General features: G+C 51.8%; 20 protein-coding genes. 17 read left to right on the forward strand and 3 right to left on the reverse strand.

The features are described from left to right. Positions 1-7 precede the first annotated feature (7 nt). The 5 genes from C8E01_RS09280 to C8E01_RS09300 all read left to right on the forward strand — a co-directional run bounded on the left by C8E01_RS09280 (position 8) and on the right by C8E01_RS09300 (position 3,844). Positions 8-841 carry a phytoene/squalene synthase family protein gene (locus C8E01_RS09280; RefSeq protein WP_116543095.1) on the forward strand — a complete coding sequence of 278 codons (834 nt, stop codon included), beginning with the start codon at positions 8-10 and terminating at the stop codon, positions 839-841. A gap of 86 nt (positions 842-927) precedes the next feature. Further along, on the forward strand, positions 928-1,383 hold the full coding sequence (locus tag C8E01_RS09285; RefSeq protein WP_243409501.1) for a hypothetical protein: 456 nt from the start codon (positions 928-930) through the stop codon (positions 1,381-1,383). Between the two features lie 6 nt (positions 1,384-1,389). Further along, positions 1,390-2,088 (forward strand): lycopene cyclase domain-containing protein, encoded by a 699-nt coding sequence (locus C8E01_RS09290; protein WP_116543097.1) that lies wholly within the window; start codon positions 1,390-1,392, stop codon positions 2,086-2,088. A gap of 6 nt (positions 2,089-2,094) precedes the next feature. Beyond that, entirely contained in the window at positions 2,095-2,946 is an 852-nt protein-coding gene (locus C8E01_RS09295; protein ID WP_116543098.1) for a 4-hydroxy-3-methylbut-2-enyl diphosphate reductase, read from the forward strand. Between the two features lie 208 nt (positions 2,947-3,154). Then, positions 3,155-3,844 (forward strand): fatty acid desaturase, encoded by a 690-nt coding sequence (locus C8E01_RS09300; protein ID WP_116543099.1) that lies wholly within the window; start codon positions 3,155-3,157, stop codon positions 3,842-3,844. Between the two features lie 46 nt (positions 3,845-3,890). Here the strand turns inward: C8E01_RS09300 and C8E01_RS09305 are convergent, their stop codons facing one another. The 3 genes from C8E01_RS09305 to C8E01_RS09315 form a co-directional block, all read right to left on the reverse strand. Then, a complete protein-coding gene (locus tag C8E01_RS09305; RefSeq protein WP_243409502.1) occupies positions 3,891-4,241 on the reverse strand; it encodes a heavy-metal-associated domain-containing protein in 351 nt (116 codons plus the stop codon). Positions 4,242-4,326: 85 nt separating this feature from the next. Then, positions 4,327-6,549 carry a TonB-dependent receptor gene (locus tag C8E01_RS09310; protein ID WP_116543101.1) on the reverse strand — a complete coding sequence of 741 codons (2,223 nt, stop codon included), beginning with the start codon at positions 6,547-6,549 and terminating at the stop codon, positions 4,327-4,329. 78 nt (positions 6,550-6,627) lie between these two features. Further along, positions 6,628-7,047 carry an HYC_CC_PP family protein gene (locus tag C8E01_RS09315; protein WP_243409503.1) on the reverse strand — a complete coding sequence of 140 codons (420 nt, stop codon included), beginning with the start codon at positions 7,045-7,047 and terminating at the stop codon, positions 6,628-6,630. 393 nt (positions 7,048-7,440) lie between these two features. Here C8E01_RS09315 and mraZ point away from each other — a divergent pair, with 393 nt between their 5' ends. The 12 genes from mraZ (at position 7,441) to ftsA (ending at position 21,201) form a co-directional block, all read left to right on the forward strand. After that, entirely contained in the window at positions 7,441-7,908 is a 468-nt protein-coding gene (mraZ, locus tag C8E01_RS09320) for a division/cell wall cluster transcriptional repressor MraZ (RefSeq protein ID WP_116543102.1), read from the forward strand. Then, on the forward strand, positions 7,908-8,810 hold the full coding sequence (rsmH, locus tag C8E01_RS09325; RefSeq protein WP_116543103.1) for a 16S rRNA (cytosine(1402)-N(4))-methyltransferase RsmH: 903 nt from the start codon (positions 7,908-7,910) through the stop codon (positions 8,808-8,810). Before mraZ ends, rsmH begins: the two co-directional genes overlap by 1 nt. A gap of 48 nt (positions 8,811-8,858) precedes the next feature. Continuing rightward, entirely contained in the window at positions 8,859-9,296 is a 438-nt protein-coding gene (locus C8E01_RS09330; protein WP_116543104.1) for an FtsL-like putative cell division protein, read from the forward strand. Further along, positions 9,286-11,385 (forward strand): penicillin-binding protein, encoded by a 2,100-nt coding sequence (locus tag C8E01_RS09335; RefSeq protein WP_165820607.1) that lies wholly within the window; start codon positions 9,286-9,288, stop codon positions 11,383-11,385. Before C8E01_RS09330 ends, C8E01_RS09335 begins: the two co-directional genes overlap by 11 nt. Further along, on the forward strand, positions 11,385-12,851 hold the full coding sequence (locus C8E01_RS09340) for a UDP-N-acetylmuramoyl-L-alanyl-D-glutamate--2,6-diaminopimelate ligase (RefSeq protein ID WP_116543105.1): 1,467 nt from the start codon (positions 11,385-11,387) through the stop codon (positions 12,849-12,851). Before C8E01_RS09335 ends, C8E01_RS09340 begins: the two co-directional genes overlap by 1 nt. Before the next feature lie 41 nt (positions 12,852-12,892). Further along, the gene (gene mraY, locus C8E01_RS09345; protein ID WP_116543106.1) at positions 12,893-14,113 is read left to right on the forward strand and encodes a phospho-N-acetylmuramoyl-pentapeptide-transferase; all 1,221 of its coding nucleotides are present in this window, start codon (positions 12,893-12,895) and stop codon (positions 14,111-14,113) included. A 4-nt stretch (positions 14,114-14,117) separates the two neighbouring features. Then, on the forward strand, positions 14,118-15,461 hold the full coding sequence (murD, locus tag C8E01_RS09350; RefSeq protein WP_116543107.1) for a UDP-N-acetylmuramoyl-L-alanine--D-glutamate ligase: 1,344 nt from the start codon (positions 14,118-14,120) through the stop codon (positions 15,459-15,461). A 27-nt stretch (positions 15,462-15,488) separates the two neighbouring features. Further along, positions 15,489-16,637 carry an FtsW/RodA/SpoVE family cell cycle protein gene (locus C8E01_RS09355; RefSeq protein WP_116543108.1) on the forward strand — a complete coding sequence of 383 codons (1,149 nt, stop codon included), beginning with the start codon at positions 15,489-15,491 and terminating at the stop codon, positions 16,635-16,637. Further along, positions 16,630-17,742, forward strand: coding sequence for an undecaprenyldiphospho-muramoylpentapeptide beta-N-acetylglucosaminyltransferase (gene murG / locus C8E01_RS09360; RefSeq protein WP_116543109.1), 1,113 nt, complete (start codon positions 16,630-16,632; stop codon positions 17,740-17,742). The genes C8E01_RS09355 and murG overlap by 8 nt, the downstream gene beginning before the upstream one ends. Next, complete coding sequence (murC, locus tag C8E01_RS09365) at positions 17,739-19,133, forward strand: UDP-N-acetylmuramate--L-alanine ligase (protein ID WP_116543110.1); 1,395 nt, start codon at positions 17,739-17,741, stop codon at positions 19,131-19,133. Before murG ends, murC begins: the two co-directional genes overlap by 4 nt. Positions 19,134-19,248: 115 nt before the next feature. Further along, complete coding sequence (locus C8E01_RS09370; RefSeq protein WP_243409504.1) at positions 19,249-19,896, forward strand: cell division protein FtsQ/DivIB; 648 nt, start codon at positions 19,249-19,251, stop codon at positions 19,894-19,896. Positions 19,897-19,908: 12 nt separating this feature from the next. Further along, positions 19,909-21,201, forward strand: coding sequence for a cell division protein FtsA (gene ftsA / locus C8E01_RS09375; protein WP_116543112.1), 1,293 nt, complete (start codon positions 19,909-19,911; stop codon positions 21,199-21,201).

The following is a 21,201-nucleotide window of genomic DNA, read 5'->3' on the forward strand; positions in this document are numbered from 1 at the left end:
TAAGACTATGGATTTATTTAAAGACACCTGCCTGAAGTGCAGCAAGCTGATTACCGAGGCGTACAGCACCTCCTTTACGCTCGGCATCAGGACGCTGCATCGCAAATTTCATGATCCGATTTATGCCATCTACGGTTTTGTGCGCTGCGCCGACGAGATCGTAGACACCTTCCACGACTTCGATAAGCGCAAGCTGCTTGACGAGTTCAGCCGACAGACTTACGAGGCCATTGAGCAAGGCATCAGCCTGAATCCGGTGCTGCACGCTTTCCAGTGTGTGGTGAACGAATATAAGATTGACCGAGCCTACATCGAGGCTTTTCTAAAGAGCATGGCCATGGATCTGGATGATCATGTGTACGACCCGGCCTTGTATAAAGAGTACATTTATGGCTCGGCCGAAGTAGTGGGGCTGATGTGTCTGAAGGTATTCTGCGAGGGAGATGAAGAGCAGTATGAGCGACTCAAGAAGCCGGCCTGCAGTCTGGGTGCGGCCTTCCAAAAGGTGAACTTCCTGCGCGACATGCAGAGTGATTTTAAGGACCGTGGCAGAGTATACTTTCCGGCCGTGGACATCCATACCTTTAACAATGTATGCAAAGCGCAGATAGAGGCCGACATTGCCAAAGACTTTGAAGATGCCTATGCCGGTATACTGGCTTTGCCCCGTTCGGCACGTATGGGCGTATACCTTGCCTACGTCTATTACCAGAAGCTTTTCCGGAAAATCAAAGGGCTGCCGGCAACCCATATCTTAAATGAGCGCGTAAGAGTACCTGATAACACAAAGTTTGCCTTACTTTTGGGCTCCTACGTCAGGTACCAACTTAACGCCATTTAAAAATCGTGAAGAATAGCTTAGCATTACTTTCCGCATTACTCTTGTTTTGTTTTACGGCACTGGCCGACAAATCCAGTGATTATAAATTGTCGCAGCTACGCGTGCAGTTTTTGGAGGCCAGCAAAGACAGCAAGGTTGGGCGCGATTTCCATAAGCTGATGAGCAACTACGAGGACAATAATCCCGTGGTGCTAGCCTATAAGGCGGTTTCGGAGGCCATCATGGCCAAACACGTCTGGAACCCTTATATGAAGATGAAACATCTGCAGAATTCCTCTGCGATATTTGAAGAGGCGGTACAGCTAGACGCCACGAGCCCCGAAATACGGTTTTTGCGTTTCACAGTAGAGCACTACGTGCCACGCTACTTGAACATGAGCAAAAACCTGCAGGAGGACAAAGCCAAGATCATCGCCGGTCTGGAGCGACACCCGAAGTCGGGCCTCTCTCATGATATGGCCCGGGATATTCGCGCATTCATGCTGACGAAGGACCATTGCACTGAACAAGAAAAGCAAAGACTTAAACGCATACCGATTTAAAACCCGATGCCACTCTACCTGTACCTGAACATTTTCACCATTCTGTTTCCCTTGTTGCTCTCTTTCGACAAGAAAGTGGCTTTTTATAAGAACTGGCCCTGCCTGTGGCCGGCCATCGTCATCAACGCAGTACTGTTCATGATCTGGGACGAGCTCTTCACGCAGGCAGGTATATGGGGCTTTAATCCGGAATACCTGGTAGGCATCTACCTCTTCAATTTGCCGCTTGAAGAGGTGCTTTTCTTCATCACAGTGCCCTACGCCTGTGTGTTCATCTATGAATGCCTGAACGCGTACATCACCAAAGACCTGTTGCAGCCTTATACCAAAGCGATAACCTTTGCACTTATACCTGTGCTTTTGCTTCTGGCGGTTTTCAATCTCGAGAAACTCTATACTTCCATCACCTTCACCTTGCTGGCAGTGATGCTGGGGGTGCATTACTACTTTTTTAACACACAGCGGCTGGGTCGTTTCTATCTGGCCTACATCGTGCATCTTGTGCCATTCCTGCTCGTGAACGGCGTACTGACCTATTTGCCGATCGTGTGGTATAACAACAGTCACAACCTAAGTTTGCGCATTGTGTCTATACCGGTGGAGGACACCATGTACTCGATGTTGATGCTTTTACTTACGATTTCGATATACGAAGGCTTAAAACAGCGCTTCGCTGTTAAACATTATCAACCCTTGGCTGTATAAAGGAATATGCGAAACCTTCAAGTCACGATCGATTCTAACTCAGGCTTTTGCTTCGGCGTGGTCTATGCCATCCAGATGGCCGAAGACCTGCTCGACGAGCAAGGGTATCTCTATTGCCTGGGTGATATCGTGCACAACGACGTGGAGGTGGAGCGCCTGCAGAAGCGGGGCCTGCGCATTATCGATCACGACCAGCTGAGGGAGCTACGGGAAGAGGCTGTTTTGATCCGTGCGCACGGCGAACCGCCTGCTACCTATCACATCGCCATGCAGAATAACCTGACTTTGATAGACGCTTCCTGTCCGGTGGTGCTCAAACTGCAGAACCGCATCAAGACGTCGTATGACAAAGACGAGCGCATTTTTATCTACGGCAAGCACGGGCATGCCGAAGTGATGGGCCTGTTAGGGCAGACGAGCAACAAGGCAGTCGTTTTTGAAAATCTGGATGAGCTGATGCAGCACGAACTGCCGTCGAAAATCACGCTCTACAGCCAGACGACCAAGAGCACCAACAGTTTCTACAATATAAAAGGCACACTCGAGCAAAAAGGCTACGAAGTAGACGCCAACGACACCATCTGCCGACAGGTATCGAACCGAGACAAAGACCTTCGGAAGTTTGCCGCTCAATTCGATAAGATTATCTTCGTGTCGGGCACCAAGTCGAGTAATGGCAAAGTGCTCTACCAGGTATGCAAAGATACCAACCCTGCCACGTACTTTGTGTCAAAGGTAGAAGAGCTGCAACCTGAGTGGTTTGCTGATGGCGACAAAGTAGGTATATGCGGCGCAACTTCAACGCCGATGTGGCTGATGGAGGAGGTGCGCGATATTCTGCTGCGGGAAGCAGTATAAGGTATAGCCTAAGGTATAATAGGAATAAAAGTCTGAGTGATTGCAGGCCTAGGCAGAGATACTGCAGTTGTAGCCATTTTAAAATATGCCGAGGGAAATAGGTGATATTAAGCTTAGAATCTAGGCAGGTATAGTATAAACTGAACTTTCTGACACATGGATGGTTCAGGTATAAGTATTGGCAAGGTACAGCCGTTTCAAAAATCTAATGGCGAAAACAATCAAACGAGATAACAGAGGAATAGCCATCGCCGCCATCATCGTGTCGTGCTGGTTTGGCTTGCTTGCATACCTGCTGCGCTTCCCAGTTGACTTCGCTTCGCCGCTGCCCTACCTGTTCCTGTTGTTGCAGATGCACCTGTACACGGGCCTGTTTATCACCGCCCACGACGCCATGCACGGCGTGGTGGCTCCCGGTCGACCCAAACTAAATCGCTTTATCGGCACTGTTACCGCTTTTCTCTTTGCCTATAACTGGTACCCGCGACTTTTGCCAAAGCATCACCAACACCACAGGCATGTCGCCACTGAGGAAGACCCGGACTACCATCACGGTTCCTTCTGGCCCTGGTACTATAGCTTTCTCAAGAACTACATCACCTGGTGGCAGATCGTGCTGATGGCCATTACCTATAATGTGCTGCAGCTGTTTTTCCCGATTGAGAATGTCATCATGTTCTGGATGGTGCCGGCTATACTGGCTACATTCCAGCTATTCTACTTTGGTACCTACCTGCCGCACCGCGGTGAACATGCTCCAGATAACCGACATAAGTCCGGCACGCAGTCCAAAAACCATGTGTGGGCCTTTGTGAGCTGCTACTTCTTTGGCTACCACTACGAGCACCACGACAAACCATACCTGCCGTGGTGGCAGTTGTACAAAGCAAAAGGGTAGCCGAAATAAATCAGCTACCTTTTTCTGTTTTTGAGGTATAAGCGCCTTAGTGCATTTTAGAATCCTTGCGGCAGCAATCGTCCAGTTTGTTGTAGGCACGCGGCGTGGCTGGTTTGTCGTCTGCATCGTAGCCTGTGTCGTTCACAGCCTTGCGGATCTTGTCTTCATTGGTCTTCTTCGGATCATAGGACACAGTCAGCATTTTGGAATCCACATCCAGGTTTGATTTTTTAACGCCTTTCTCGTAGGCCATGGTTTTTTCAAGGCTCTTCTTGCACATACCACACACAGCCGAGGTTTTGATCTGGATGGTTTTCTCATTGCCATTTTGAGCTTGTGCGCTGAGCGTAGCAAAGAACATCACGAGTGCTAAACTAAGGTTTCTGAAGATTTTCATAATGTGAATTACTATTGTTTAAGGTTAAATATATGATAATGATTTTTTATACTGAAGCTGGTGTAGTTGTGCAAAGGATGTGCCGTTACTCAATCTTAAAGCGGATACCTGCATAAATAACTCTGCCGGTGATCGGTCCCCACACCATGCTGGCGTCGAAATCAGCGCCGAAGGGATTGTCAGCTCCCCTGATAGCGTCCGGCTGTCGGAAGTTCAACAGGTTCTCGCCGCCCACATAAAGCTCCCAGCGCTTAAAGGCTCGGGATACCTGCCCATTCAAAGTATAGAAAGCATCCGACTTCCGTACATTTGCTGCACCACTGTGGTCTTCCATGTAAGCCAGTGGCATCTGCCCGAAGTACTGCGTCGTCAGGTCGGCGCGCCACTTGTCGAATGGCGTGGCAAAGCCGAGGTTCACAAAGAAGCGGTGCTGCGGAATCATCGGTCGCTGTTGCAGGCTGCCGTTGTAGGTAGTCTGCACGTCGAAGTACTTATAGGCCGTCTTCACGTCAAAGCCTTTCAGCACCTCGTACTGCAGCTCCGCCTGGAAGCTGCGGGAGAAGGAGCGGCCCTGCAGGTTGTAAAACTCCACCTGGTTGGCGCTGCTGTACATGTCGGCCACCACCTGGTTCTGGAACGTGGTATAGTAGTAGTCGGTGATGAAAGCGCCCGGTCGTCCGCCCAACTCAAAGTACTGCGTAAAGGAACCGCCCAGGTTCCAGGCCTTTTCTGGTTCCAAGGTTTCCCGGAACGCAAAGACACGATTGCTGACCAAAGCAGCCGTGTTTTCTGCAATCGGGTTGGCGACCCGGAAGCCCTTGCCTGTCGCCACGCGGAAAATAGTGTTGGGCGTGAGGTCATACTTTACATTCAAACGCGGGGTGAATACTGTGCCATAGAGGTTATGCAAGTCGGTGCGGGCGCCGGCCACAATGGTCAGGTTCTCCGCGTTGTTGAAGATGTATTCCGCAAAAATACCTGGCACACGCTCGGTACGTGCCAACCTGGTTTGCTCCAGTCGCTCGGTATAGTCATCATACAAAAAGCTGGCACCTACTTTATAGGTATGGCCGGTGTGCCCGATGATAGACTGGAAGATAAAACGAAGGTCGCCGGTGTTCTGCTCTCCGTTGTAGTGGCGGCGGCCATAGAGGGAGCTGAACTTGTGGTGCACGCCTGAGGAGATGAAACCCAAGCTCTGGTACGGCTTGCCCGGGAAGGTGTAGGATGTCTTGTTGTAGAAGGACAGGCGGTCTGTCTCGGACTCCGTTCCGTAACGTTGAGTCGGGCTCACGGGCTCGCCTTTTGTGTAGTCCATCTGCCCGCCCAGCTTTGTCTCGCGCAGGGCGTTAAAGCCAAACTCCGATACCCAGGTGTCGCCATGCTTATACTTCCACTTATTATAAACGTTATGGTGCGTGCCCAGCGCCAGGTCCATGAAGCCGTCCTTGTTGCGGTCCACGCGGTTGCCCAGGTGGTCGCTGTGTAGCATCAGGAGCGTGCTCCACTTCGGACTCACTTGCGCCGACACGTTCAGGTTGGCATCAAACTTAGCCAGACTGTTACCATACAGGTTCAGGTATAGGCGTTCGGTTTTTTCAGGATCCCGCAGCTTTACGTTCACTTGTCCCGAAATCGATTCGTAGCCGTTGAGCACCGAGCCCATCCCTTTAATAATATCAATCGACTCGATGTAAGTGCCGGACAGGTAGTTGAGGCGGTAGGGGGTAGAGAGGCCGCGCAGGGCGGGTACGTTGTCGGTGGTGAGCAAGGTATAGGACCCGTCCAGCCCCAGCATCTGGATCTGTTTGGCACCCGATACCGCGTCGGTCGTTGTGACTTCCACCGAGGCATTGGTCTCAAAGCTTTCCGCCAGGTTACAGCAAGCGGACTTCTCCAGGTCGCGGTTCGTGATGATCTGGGAGTTGGTAGGTGTAAGGGCGGAGTAGCGCGTCTGTTGTCCTTCCACCACGACCTCTTTAAGAGAGCCCGTGGAGGTCAGCGCGACAGTGACAGCGGTTTTGCCGCTCACATCGATGGTGTCGGCCTTGTAGCCCAGGTAGGAGACAATTATTTCGGAGGTAGCGGCATCTGCCAGTTGCAGTGTGAAGTTGCCGGCTGCATCCGTGGAGGTGCCTTTTGTGGTGCCCCTCCAGACAGCGCTGACCCCGATCAAAGGGGAATTGTTGGTCTTGTCTACCACTTTGCCGGACAACCGCTGGGCAGCGGCAGGGTATAGGATGCTTATAAAGAGTGCGAGCGTCCCGAAGATCCGGTAGAATTGCCGCGCAGGTATGGTGAAACACATAAATCGTAATCGCTTAAATTTTCAGAATGCAGGTATAGACACAGGCTTAGCGCCTTGCCGTTGGGGCAAACTGAGAGTCTAGACGATCAAGATGTGCAGGGAATGCAGCAGTTGGCGTCCGTACAGCGGTGGAGAGCTGTCGGAATAGGTGAGGATGCGCTGGTCAGTGGCTACTGCCGGTGCCCAGGTGGTAAAAAGTGGCGTGAATGCAGCCGCAAAGAATACCGGAACCTCTAATGAGAGGCTTTTAATAGAAGAAACCGGTTCCAGCTTTTCGAAAGAAAGCTCCGTTGTGCAACAGTCGTCTTCAGCGGCCTTCTGTTCTTGATTATCCTGTGTGTCAGGTGCTTGACAGCAACCATCCGCTTGCTCCTGCGCGGCCGTCATCTTTAGGCCGGTCATCAAGCAAAGCTGTTCGCTCAAGGCCACGCCAAAAGAGCCCATTAAAATGCTTAAGGTCAGCAGCAATGTAACCGTATGGCGGATGGTCTGATTCACATCACAAATATACGGATAAACCTCCCACTTTTACCACAAACTTTATCCACTCGCGGGATAGCCCCCCACTTTGTCCCACATTCTCCACTTTGTCCCACTTTTGCTGAAAACATGATGCGACGTGTACTAGCTACACCTATTTATGGTATTAATTAATTGATTTTCAGTATATTATAATATACAGTCTCTCGTATATTAACGAAAGGTGATATTTTCTGCAAATAAACTTATCCGCAAAATGAAGGTCCGAAATGTGGATAATGTGGATAAGTGGGGTGGATAACCATAATTTATCCACAAAGTGGTAAAAAGTGGGAGATTGTGGTTGCGGTCTTTTGGTGAATCGTTACATTTGTATACTCCGAAAACTATACGGACTCAACTGTCATATACATGAACTTCCTGTCTGGCGAATACGAATGCAAGATCGATCCGAAGGGGAGGCTGGTTTTACCTGCAAAGATAAAAACCAACCTGCCGGAGGCGTCTGGCAATCATGTCGTGCTGACAAGAGGCTTCGAACCTTGCCTTGTGCTCTACCCGAAATCCGAGTGGAAGACGATTTACGACAAGGTGGCGGGTTTGAACGAGTTTAACGAGGAGTACCGCCAGTTTCAGCGCAACTTCTTCCGCGGCAACACGGAGATCGAACTGGACGGCACGGGTCGCTTCATTGTGCCTCGTACCATGGCACGCTTCGCCGATCTGGAGAAGGAGGCGATTGTGGTAGGTCTGGGCAACCGTGTCGAGATCTGGAACCCGGACAGGTATGAGGACTTCCTGATCAAGGACCAGCAGAGTTTCTCGCAACTGGCCGAGAAGTTTTTAGGGGATAAACCGGCGGAAGCGCCTTTGATTTAATGGAGTACCACAGACCGGTCATGCTGCAGGAATGCATCGACGCACTGGCCATCAAACCAGATGGCGTGTATGTGGATGTGACATTTGGAGGCGGCGGGCACTCCAGGGTAATCGCGAGCAAACTGACAACAGGTCAGCTTTACTCGTTTGACCAGGACCGCGACGCCGAGGAGCAGTCGAAGAAGATCGACAGCGCGGCTTTCACGTTTGTGCGCGCCAATTTCCGGGACCTGAAAAAGTACCTGCGCCTGTACCGCGTGAAAGAAGTGGATGGCATTCTGGCTGATTTGGGCGTATCGTCGCACCAATTTGACGAAGCCGAAAGAGGTTTCTCCACCCGTTTCGACGGACCGCTGGATATGCGCATGGACCCGGAGACAGGTATACCGGCAAGCGAGGTAGTGAACACCTACAGCCAGGAGCAGCTGCACAAGATCTTCGGGATTTATGGCGAAGTGAAAAACGCCAAGACGCTGGCTGGTGTGATCGTGTCGCAGAGAGCCCGCCAACCGATCGAGACGATCGGGGAGTTTAAACAAGCCATCAGCTCCTGTACCCCCCGTGGAAAGGAGAACAAATATTTGGCGCAAGTGTTTCAGGCGCTTCGCATAGAAGTAAACGACGAGCTGAAGGCGCTCGAGGAAATGCTGGAGCAGGCGGCTGAAGTGCTCAAGCCTGGCGGAAGATTGGTGGTGATGTCTTACCACTCGCTCGAAGACCGGCTGGTGAAGAACTTCATCGCCAAAGGCAAGTTCTTCGGCGAAGTGGAGAAAGACCTGTTCGGCAACGAGAAAAAACCGCTCGACGCCGTTAGCCGCAAGCCGATCACAGCCTCCGAGCAGGAGTTGCTAGAGAACAGCCGCTCACGCAGCGCCAAACTAAGAATCGCAGAGAAGAGATAGCGAATGCAGAAATAAAATTAACAACAGTGTAGTAACCTAAACTTAACTATGGCTCCTAACCTTATGACTAAGACAGCTGCCGCGCCCAAGGGCAACACGCTGCGCGTGAAGCACGAGGAAGAGGCAAAGCCGGAGGTAAAGGCTAGAAAGAAAGGGTTCAGCCTGTTCAAGTGGCTGGACAAATACACCAACGTTGATTTTCTGTTTCAGGAGGGCGTGCCAACCAAGTACCTCCCGCACGTGCTTTTCCTAACAGGCATTACGCTCTTCTACATCGGCAACACCCACTATGCCGAGAAGACCATCCGCAAAATAGCTAAGATCAAAGTAGAGACCGAAGACCTCAGAGCGGATTACACCACCCTGAAGTCTGATTATATGGGCGCCAGCAAGCAGTCTGAAGTGGCCCGCAACGTGGCCCCGCTAGGGTTGGTTGAAAGTTCATCTCCACCTTATCAAGTTGAAGTAGCGGCAGATGAATATTAAAAAGGAAATCGTACTGCGTGTACGGATCGTGTTTTTGCTGGTCTGCCTGTTTGCCTGTGCAATCGTGTACAAGATTGTGCAGATACAAGTGCTGGACGGTACCAAGTGGAAGCAGATATCGAAAGAGCGCCGCATCCGCTACCAGCCGGTGCCGGCTACCCGTGGCAATATCTACTCCGACAACGAGAGCATATTGGCCACGTCGTTGCCGTTTTACCGTGTGGCCTTTGACCCGGCCATTGCCCAGGCAGAAACCTTCAATTCGGGTATAGATTCGCTGGCCATGCTGCTCTCGCGCTTTTACAAAGACCAGTCGCCGGAGCACTACCGCCGCAAGATCAAAAATGCGCGGCATGCCGGAAGAAGGTATATACGACTCAACAGCCGTCAGATCAACTACCAGGAGAAGAAGATGATGGCGAGCTGGCCGATCTTCCGGGCTGGCAAGAACAAGGGCGGCGTGATCTTCGAGAAAGTGGAGAAGCGCTTCAAGCCCTTCGGGATGCTGGCCGAGCGTACGATCGGTTTTATAAACGAGGATAAGAACGGCGCCGGTCTGGAGTTCAGCTTCAACGGCGAATTGGCGGGAACCGATGGAGAGGCACTTTTTGAGCGAATAGCAGGCGGCAACAAACCGATCTACGACGGCACGGAAGTGGCGCCGCAGAACGGTTACGACATCAAGACAACCATCGACATCAACCTGCAGGACGTAGCGGAGAATGCGCTCTACAAAGCCCTGGTGGAGAAGAACGCCGACTACGGTTGCGTGATTCTGATGGAGGTGAAGACAGGCGAAATCAAGGCGATGGCCAACCTGGGCAAAACCAAGGGTGGTTACATTGAAGACTACAACTATGCGGTTGGTAACCAGGGACGTACGGAGCCGGGTTCTACCTTTAAGCTGGCTTCGATGCTGGCCTTGTTTGAGCACTCCAATGTGCAGCTGACTGATACGGTGGATACCGGTGACGGCCGATACCGCATTAAAAACACGACCATGACCGACGTGAAAATTGGCGGTTACGGTAAGATCACAGCACAGGAGGTGTTTGAGAAGTCATCCAACATTGGAGTAGCAAAGCTGATTCAGGACAACTTTGGTGACAACCAGCAGGCTTTTGTGGACTACCTGCACAAGTTCGGTCTGAGTAGCACACTGGGTTTCCAGATGGACGGCGAAGCGAGACCTTACATCAAGAATACGAGCGACAGAACATGGTATGGCACTACGCTCACTTCCATGTCGATCGGCTACGAGATGAAGCTGGCCCCGCTGCAGACGCTGGCGCTTTACAATGCCGTGGCGAACAATGGTGTGAAGGTACAGCCGATTATTGTGAAAGAGATCCGTCGCGCTGATCAGGTGGTACAGACCTTTCAGACACGTGTACTGAACGAGCGCATTGCATCGGAGGAGACCATCAAAAAGGTACGGGCCATGCTCGAAGGTGTGGTTCAGAATGGTACCGCCAAGAATCTCCGCAGTGCCGACTATAAAGTAGCCGGCAAAACCGGAACTGCCCGCAAGGTAAAAGACGGAAAGTACGTGAAGCTCTACTCGACATCGTTTGCTGGTTATTTCCCGGCCGACAACCCGAAGTACAGTTGCATTGTGATCATCGACAGTCCGAGAGGGGTGAACGTGTACGGCGGCGATGTGGCCGCGCCGGTGTTTAAGGAAGTGGCTGACAAGGCTTATGCCCGCGACCTGGCCATGCACCAGCCGCTGCGCGCCCGCGTAACGCCGAACAAAGACAGTTTGCCACAGGTAAAAGCTGGCAGTTTCGATGACCTGAGCTTGATCCTGAACAAGATCGGTGTCAGCAACCACTCCACGGCAACAAACGACGACGAGTGGGTGCGTGTGACGCCGCAAATGCGCTCACTAAAGTTTGAGCCACACCCAGTAAGAGGAGGCCAGGTGCCGGACGTGACGGGTATGACGTTGCGCGATGCGCTGTTCATTCTAGGAAACCAGCACTTGAAAGTGAGTGTGGAAGGTATGGGCAAGCGCGTGCAAAAACAATCGGTTCAGCCGGGAACTGAAATAAACAAAGAAACTAAAATTACGATTGTACTGAGCTAATGCAGCTATTGCAGGACATATTGAAAGACGTTACCGTGCTGGAAAGCCACGGCCCGCTGAATGTACAGGTCGAGTCGATCACGTTTGACTCGCGCCAGGTACGCGAAGGGGTGCTGTTTGTGGCCATGCGCGGCGTGCAGGTAGATGGGCACACCTTCATAGCGAAAGCCGCGGAGGCGAAGGCCAATGCCATCGTTTGCGAAGAGTTACCGGCGGAATTGGCAGGTGACGTCACTTATATCAAAGTTAAAAATAGCGGTCAGGCCCTGGGTTTGATGGCTTCTTCGTTTTACGGCCATCCGTCCAGGAAACTGAAACTGGTGGGCGTGACGGGCACCAACGGCAAGACCACCTCAGTGACTTTGCTGCACAAGCTGTTCCGTGAACTGGGCTACCATGTAGGGATGATCTCCACGGTGCAGAACCAGATCGACGAGGAGGTAATCCCGTCGACGCATACCACACCGGACGCCGTGTCGCTGAATGCCTTGCTGGACAAGATGGTGAAGGCAGGTTGCGCTTACGCCTTTATGGAGGTGAGTTCGCATGCCATGGTGCAGCAGCGTGTGGCAGGTATAACTTTTGCCGGCGGCGTGTTCACCAACATCACGCACGACCACCTGGATTACCACGGCACATTTGACGAGTACATCAAGGCTAAGAAATCTTTCTTTGATATGCTGCCAGCGAGGGCTTTTGCGCTGATCAACGCCGACGACAAGCGTGGTCCGGTGATGGTGCAGAACACCAAAGCCGATGTGCGCTACTTCTCGCTCCGCAAGATAACCGATTTCAAAGCACGCCTGATCGACAACACGTTGCAAGGGCTGCATCTGGAGATAGACGGACACGAGATTTGGGCCAAGCTGATCGGGGCTTTCAACGCTTATAATCTGCTGGGTGCCTATGGCGTGGCGGTTTTGCTGGACGAAGATCCGATAGAAGCCCTAACAGTACTTTCGAGTCTGAATACGGCAGCAGGTCGCTTTGATTACATTGTGTCTGATAACGAGCAAATTACAGGTATAGTGGACTACGCTCACACGCCGGACGCACTGGAGAATGTCCTAAACACAATACAACAGATCCGGACGCCATTGCAGAAGGTGATAACAATAGTCGGCTGTGGCGGCAACCGCGACGCGACCAAGCGCCCGGTGATGGCTGACATCGCCTGCCGCCTGAGCGACAAGGTAATACTGACGTCCGACAATCCACGCTTTGAAGAGCCGCAGGCTATCCTTGAAGACATGCAAAAAGGTGTAAAGCCGCTGGACTTCAAGAAGACCCTGAGTGTGCTGGATAGGAGAGAGGCGATTCGCACAGCCTGCATGCTGGCCGGCAAAGACGATATCATTCTGGTGGCGGGCAAAGGGCACGAGACTTATCAGGAGATAAAGGGGGTAAAGTATCCCTTCGACGATAAACAGGTACTGCAGGAGTCGCTGCAACAGCTTGGTAAATAAGCCATAGAAAACAAACGAAACAGGAACAGACGATAGATTAAATGCTCTACCATCTCTTTACATACCTTGACCGTGAATACGACCTTTTGGGGGCGGGTGTATTTCAATACATCTCCTTCAGGGCAGGTATGGCAACGCTTACCTCACTACTGATTGCAATGATTTTTGGCGGCCGCTTGATAAAAATGCTGCAGCGCAAACAAGTAGGCGAGAGCATCCGCGACCTGGGTCTGGAAGGCCAGATGGAGAAGAAAGGCACCCCGACCATGGGCGGTCTGATTATCCTGCTGGCTATCCTGGTGCCAACGCTTCTCTTTGCCCGTCTGGACAATATTTACGTCCTGTTGATGATCGTTTCGACGATCTGGCTGGGGCTGATCGGCTTTCTGGATGACTACATCAAAGTGTTCAAAAAGAACAAAGAGGGACTGGCCGGAAAATTTAAGGTGCTGGGTCAGATTGGCTTAGGAATTATTGTGGGTTTGACTCTATACTTTAGTGACGATGTTGTCGTAAGACAGTACATTTTCACCGATGGCTCTACCTCCGCCGTGAACGCCACGAGCAAGTGGGTGGACATCAAGTCCATGATTACAACCATTCCTTTCCGCAAAAATAACGAGCTCGATTACTGCAATCTGTTCTCTTTTGCCGGTCCGCTTTTCGCAGACTGGTCGTGCTACCTGTACATCCCCTTCGTGATTCTGGTGATCACAGCCGTATCCAACGGCGCCAACATCACCGACGGAATCGACGGTCTGGCAGCTGGTACCTCAGCCATCATCGGCCTCACGCTGGCGATCTTTGCATGGGTATCCGGTAACACCATTTTCGCGGACTATCTGGACATCATGTTCATCCCCAACTCGGGTGAGCTAACCATTTTTGCGCTGGCCTTTGTGGGAGCCTGTGTGGGCTTCCTGTGGTATAACTCCTATCCGGCCCAAGTGTTCATGGGCGACACGGGCAGCTTGGCTATCGGCGGTATTATCGCGGTGATGGCCCTGATCGTGCGCAAGGAATTGCTTATACCTATCCTTTGCGGCATTTTCCTGATCGAGAACCTATCGGTTATGCTGCAGGTGAGCTACTTCAAGTATACAAAGAAGAAGTATGGGGAGGGCCGACGCATCTTTAAGATGTCGCCGCTGCACCACCACTACCAGAAAAACGGCTACCATGAATCCAAGATCGTTTCGCGCTTTTGGATTGTGGGCATTATGCTGGCAATTTTGACATTGGCAACCCTGAAACTGCGATAGGAACATGAAACTAGCGATACTCGGAGCGGGAGAAAGTGGCGTAGGGGCAGCATTGCTGGCCAAGGCGAAGGGGCTTGACGTGTTTGTTTCGGACATGGGCCAGATCAAAGAGGTATACAAAGCCAAGCTGGCAACAGCGGCTATACCTTACGAAGAAGGCACCCATACCTTCGAGCGCATACTGGAGGCTAACGAGATCGTCAAAAGCCCTGGTATACCTGACAAGGCGGCCATCATTCAGGAGGCTATCAAGCGGGAGATTTCAATCATTTCGGAGATAGAGTTTGCCGGCAGGTATACCGACGCGAAGTTCATCTGCATCACGGGTACCAATGGTAAGACCACAACCACCTTGCTAACCTACCACTTGCTGAAGAGCGCAGGTGTAAATGTGGGCCTTGCCGGTAATATTGGTGAGAGCTTGGCCGAAAAGGTAATTGATAACAAGCACGAGTACTATGTGGTGGAGCTGAGCAGTTTTCAGCTTGACAACATGTACCAGTTCAAAGCACATATTGGAGTACTGTTAAATATTACGCCAGACCACCTCGACCGGTATGGCTATGACTTAAACAAGTACGCCGCCTCCAAGTTGCGCATTGCGCAGAACATGAGCGGCGCGGACTACTTTATCTACAACAACGATGATGATATTATCCGTAATGCGTTCGATTCTGCGGCTTTTGGCGGAACCACAATCCCATTCTCGCTCCAAGGAGCGGCAGGTACGAAAGTACTATGTGAAGGGACGCATGTAAAAGTCAACGTCAAGTTCTTTGAAGGCGACATTGACGCTTCACGCTCTGCCCTGATCGGCAAGCACAACCAGTACAACACCATGGCCGCTGTAGCGGTCGCCAAGCTGATGGGCGTAGCCGACAGCCAGATTGAAAAGGGTCTGGAGACGTTCGAGAATGCCGAGCACCGCTTACAGGTGATCACGGTTTCAAAGGAAGTCACCTACATCAACGACTCGAAAGCGACCAATGTGGAAGCGGTGTATTATGCCTTGGAGGGTATAAAGCAGCCGATCATCTGGATCGCGGGCGGCGTGGACAAAGGCAACGACTACAGTGTGCTGACCGAACTGGCCAAGGAAAAGGTGAAAGTGCTGGTGTGTCTGGGCAAAGACAATGACAAGTTGAAGCAGGCATTCGGGCGCATTGTACCAGTGGTGGTGGAAACAACTTCGATGGAGTATGCGGTGCGGATGGGCCGCTTGCTGTCGACACCGGGTGATGTGGTGCTATTGTCGCCGGCCTGTGCGAGTTTCGATTTGTTCAACAATTACGAGCACCGGGGGCAGCGCTTCAAGGAGGCCGTGGAGAAGATAGTTTTGAAAAAGTAAGATTTTTAATTTTTAGCCAAAGGTATTATGATCAAGCAGTGGTTGCAGCGGAACCTGAAAGGGGACGCGGTGCTTTGGGGCATCGTGCTGATGTTCTCGCTTATCAGCATGGCAGTCGTTTATTCGGCTACCGGTACCTTGGCGTACAAGCAAAAAGACGGTAACACGGAGTACTTCCTCTTCAAGCACTCTTCCCTGATCTTCATCGGTTTGGCCTTTATGTGGCTGGCCCACAAGATCGATTACCGCTACTATTCCCGACTATCACTGGTGGCGCTTATTCTGTCTGTGCCGCTGTTGCTCTATACCTTCTTCTTCGGCTCGAACATCAACGAGGCGTCCCGCTGGATCACTATCCCGGTCATTAACCAGACCTTCCAGCCTTCGGATTTGGCGAAACTGGCCCTGATATCCTACTTGGCCAGTATGCTCTCGAAAAAGCAAAACAGCTTTGATGACTGGAAGCGCAACTTGTTGCCGATCTTCGCTTGGACAGGTTTTATCTGTGCGCTGATCGCCTTGACGAATACCTCCACAGCAGTGTTGCTGTTCCTTACAAGTCTGTTACTGATGTTTATCGGTCGCGTGCCGATGAAATCGCTGGCAGTTTTTGTGATAGCGGGTGCCATGTTGGGTGGTATTGGCCTGGCAGCGGGTCAGCGTCTGGGTACGGCCATCAGCAGGGTAGAGGCCTTTTTCGATGAATCCGAAACCGCTTTCCAGCTCGAGCAGTCCTACATCGCGATCGCTACAGGCGGCGTGGTGGGCAAGGGTCCTGGCAACAGCGACCAGCGCGATATTCTGCCGCACCCTTACTCGGATTTTATCTACGCAATCATATTAGAAGAATACGGTTTGTTGGGCGGTGCCCTGGTGCTGTTCCTATACCTGGCCTTGCTCTACCGGGGATTGGTCACGGTCACGAAAAGTAACGGTGCCTTCGGCGGTTTGCTGGCGGCTGGTCTGAGTTTCAGTCTGGTGCTGCAAGGTATGATCAACATGGGCGTAGCCGTTGGGCTTGGTCCGATCACGGGTCTGCCGCTGCCGCTCCTGAGTATGGGGGGAACCTCCCTGATCTTTACGGGTATTTCGATCGGGATCATCCTGAGCGTGAGCCGTACCGTGAAAGGAGAAGAGTCATTTAGTTCAACTGCTAAAGTGACGGCCAATGCCTAATCCGCAGCGTCCATATCGCTTCATCATCAGCGGTGGCGGCACCGGCGGGCACATTTACCCGGCCATTGCCATTGCTAACCAGATCAAGGTGGTGCAACCTGATGCGGAGATCCTGTTTGTGGGAGCGATCGGGCGTATGGAAATGACACGCGTGCCGGAAGCGGGCTATAAGATCGTCGGTCTCTGGATCAGCGGACTGCAGCGCCGCCTCACACTGGACAACCTCTCTTTCCCCTGGAAAGTGATCTCCAGTATCCGGATGTCGAACAAGATCATCCGTGATTTTAAGCCGGATGCGGTGGTGGGCGTGGGTGGCTATGCGAGTGGTCCGCTGTTGTACGCGGCAACCAAGCAAGGTATACCGGCGCTGGTTCAGGAGCAGAATTCCTATGCCGGTATCACGAACAAACTGTTGGCAAAGCGGGTGCAGAAGATCTGCGTGGCTTACAACAACATGGACGCCTTCTTCCCGGCTGATAAGCTGGTGCTGACGGGTAACCCGGTTCGGAAAGATATTATGGAGCTCGAAGGCAAGCGCCGTGAGGCCTTGCTGCACTTCGGACTGACTTCTGAAAAGAAAACTATCCTGGTGATAGGCGGAAGCCTGGGCGCCAGCACGATAAACCAAAGTATAGCCGCAGGGCTGCAGCAAATCGCAGATGCTGGCTACCAACTGATCTGGCAGACGGGCAGAGCATTTTATCCGCAGGCGCAGGAACTCGAAAAGCCATTTGCCAACGCAGGTATACACGCCTTCGATTTCATCCGGCAGATGGATCTGGCCTATGCCGCCGCCGATGTGGTGGTATCCAGGGCCGGGGCGCTTTCGATCTCGGAGCTGTGCCTGGCCGGGAAGCCAAGTATACTGGTGCCTTCGCCGAACGTGGCCGAAGACCACCAGACTAAAAACGCCATGTCGCTGGTGCAGGAGGAGGCCGCCCTGTTGGTGCGCGACGCCGATGCACAGCAACAGCTTATACCTGCTGCCTTGGAACTGGCCGGCAACGAGGCAGAGCAGCACCGTCTGTCGCAGAACATACTGAAACTGGCGCGGCCAAATGCCGCTGTCGATATTGTAAACGAACTGTTAAAGTTGATCAAGTGAGACTGGAAGATTATAGCTATATCTATTTCCTTGGCATCGGCGGCATCGGCATGAGTGCCATCGCCCGCTGGTTCAATGCGCGGAAGCTTCCGGTATGGGGTTACGACAAAACGCGCACCCCGCTCACCGAGGCACTGGAGCAGGAGGGCATCCGGGTACATTATGAAGACGATGTGAACCTGTTACCGAAAGAGATACTGGAGAACAAGGCCGCAACTTTAGTGGTGCTCACGCCGGCTATACCTGCCGAGCACACCGAGTGGGCTTACCTGAAGGAGCAAGGCTATACCATCAAAAAGCGCTCGGAGGTGCTGGGCATTATCACAGGCTCGGCCTATACCGTGGCTGTGGCAGGAACGCATGGCAAAACGACGACTTCCTCCATTGTGACGCACTTGCTGCACGAAGGCGGCGTGGACTGTTCCGCTTTCTTGGGAGGTATAGCCACCAACCTGAACTCGAACCTTTTGATCGGCAGAGGAACTTCTGATCAGGAGACGATCGTGGTAGAAGCCGACGAGTACGACCGCTCTTTCCTGACGCTATACCCGGACATTGCCATCGTGACTTCAGCTGATCCCGATCACCTGGATATTTATGGTGACAAAGAGGAACTGATCAGGACCTTTCAGAGGTTCATCAGTCAGGTGAAGCCCGGCGGCTACCTGATTTTACAAAGCGCCACCGATCCGCGGCTATTGGAAAAAGTGCAGGACGGCGTGCGGGTGATCCGTTACAGCCTGAGCGAAGGTGAGAGCCATGTGCAACAGCTTGAGATACAGGGGTACAGCTTCTGTTTTGACGCTGATACACCCTTCGGTAACATAGCCCGTCTGAAGCTGGCTTTGCCCGGATACCACAATGTGGAGAATGCGCTGGCCGCACTGATAGCGGGCCAGATCATGGGCGTGTCAGCAGACAAACTGCGTGATGCGCTGGCGACTTACAGAGGTGTGAAACGTCGCTTTGAAATCGTGTATGAAGGGCAGGGCAAGGTATACATCGACGACTATGCGCATCACCCGAAAGAGATCGATGCGTTCATGACATCTTTGCGTGCCATTTACCCGGACAAAAAGCTGACGGTGGTGTTTCAGCCGCATTTGTACAGCCGCACGCGTGACTTTGCAACTGAATTTGCACAAAGCCTGAGTGCCGCCGACGAACTTATATTGTTGGACATCTACCCAGCACGGGAAAAGCCAATTGAAGGCGTAACTTCAGAAATGATTTTAGGCCTTGTAAGCGGCCCGAAAAAAATACTTTTGCATAAAGAGGCCGTGGCGGCCTATTTAGCAGAGAATGCTGATTTTGAGGTTCTTGCAACAGTGGGAGCCGGTGATATCGATACATTAGTGAAGCCTATAAAAAATATTTTAGAAAATAACTGATATGGGCTTGAATAGTAAAATAAAATCTTTAATTTTTGCATGTTGTAGCGTGGTTACCATCGCTGCACTTGCAGGGTTCGCTTCCTCTCGCCAAAATGAAAAAAAGTGTGAGAAAGTGTCAATAACAATTGATAATGAGTACAATAATTACTTTATTGGGGAAGAGGAAGTAAGAGACCTTTTAACCCGGGAGGGAGAGCGAAAACTGGAAGGTTTGCCCAACCAGCAGATCGACCTCAAGAACCTGGAGAAGCGCATTGAAGCGCACAGCTTTGTGAAAGAGGCAGAGGTGTTCAAAGCATTGGACGGCAACATACAAGTAAGCATAAAGCAAAACAGGCCTATAGCTAGAATTATACGACCAGATCAGGATGTCTACATCGACGCAGAGGGTAATATGCTGCCCCTTTCCGAAAGATACACCGCTCGTGTCATACCTATTACGAAGACCCAGTCCAGCAGACCGTTCGGCCGGGATTTCTTTCAGGACTCTACAGGCCAGGCCTATCTTTCCTTGCTGCGTTTCATTGAAACCGATCAGTTTTGGAAAGCCCAGTTAGCCCAGATGCATATCGATGAGAAGGGCCGAATATCTTTCCTGCCACAGGTAGGGGAGCACACCATTGAGTTTGGAAAACCGGACGAAGCGGAACAGAAATTTAAGAAGTTGATGGTCTTTTATAAAGAAGTACTACCCGTGATGGGCTGGGATAAATATAAGAGAGTCAATGTGGAATACGAAGATCAGATAATTTGTGAATAACATATACAGCATATGCAGAACGACAAAATTGTAGTAGGCTTGGACATCGGCACAACCAAAGTTTGCGCACTTGTTGGTCGGAAGAATGAGTATGGAAAGCTGGAAATTCTTGGGATGGGCAAAGCCATCTCGGAAGGGGTGGTGCGCGGTATTGTCAGCAATATCGACAAAACTGTGGAGGCGATCAGGAAAGCAGTTCAGCAGGCCGAAGATCAGGCGAGCATCAACATCAAGGTAGTGAACGTGGGCATTGCCGGCCAGCACATCAAGAGCCTGCAGCACAATGGCAGCATCACGCGTCAGATGACCGACGATGAGATTACGGTGGACGATGTGAATCGTCTGACAAACGACATGTACCGCTTGGTGACTCCTCCTGGCAGCGAGATCATCCACGTGATGCCGCAGGAGTACAAGGTGGACTATGAAGAAGGGATTACTGATCCGGTAGGTATGTCGGGTGTGCGTCTGGAGGGCAACTTCCACATCATCACCGCACAATCCAACGCGATCAGCAACATCAACAAATGCATTGCCCGTGCCGGACTGGAAATTGACAACCTGATCCTGGAGCCGCTTGCCTCAAGCATGTCGGTGCTCAGCGATGAGGAGAAGGAAGCAGGCGTGGCACTGGTGGACATTGGCGGCGGTACGACTGATCTTGCTATCTTCAAAGACAATATTATCCGCCATACGGCAGTTCTTCCTTTCGGTGGTAATATCATCACGTCTGACATCAAACAGGGCTGCATGGTGATGCAGAACCAGGCGGAGCAGCTGAAAGTGAAGTTTGGCAAGGCGATTGCTGACGAGGCTTCCGATAACGAGATCGTTTCCATACCTGGCCTGCGTGATCGTACGCCAAAGGAAATCTCTTTGAAGAACCTGGCCTATATCATTGAGGCGAGAATGGAAGAGATCGTAGAGCTGATCTACTCAGAGATTGTTCGCTCAGGGTATAGCAACAGCCTGGCGGCAGGTATCGTGATCACAGGTGGCGGCGCTCAGCTCCAGAACCTGGTGCAGTTGGTAGAGTACATCACCGGCATGGATACCCGCATTGGCTACCCGAACGAGCACCTGGGCAAGTCGAAGATCGATGCGGTGAAGAGCCCGATGCACGCAACAGGCGTTGGCCTGGTGCTGGCCGGCTATCAGTCGCTTGACCAGCGCGAGGAGAAGCATGTGGAAGTGCAGCAACAGGAAGTATACAATAAAGTAGTAACCAAAACTGCCAACAAAGAAGGCAGCAGCAAGAGATTGCTCGACAGACTCAAAGGACTTTTGTCGGACGATATCGATTAG

The organism is Pontibacter virosus, assembly GCF_003096355.1.
Lineage (GTDB): Bacteria > Bacteroidota > Bacteroidia > Cytophagales > Hymenobacteraceae > Pontibacter > Pontibacter virosus.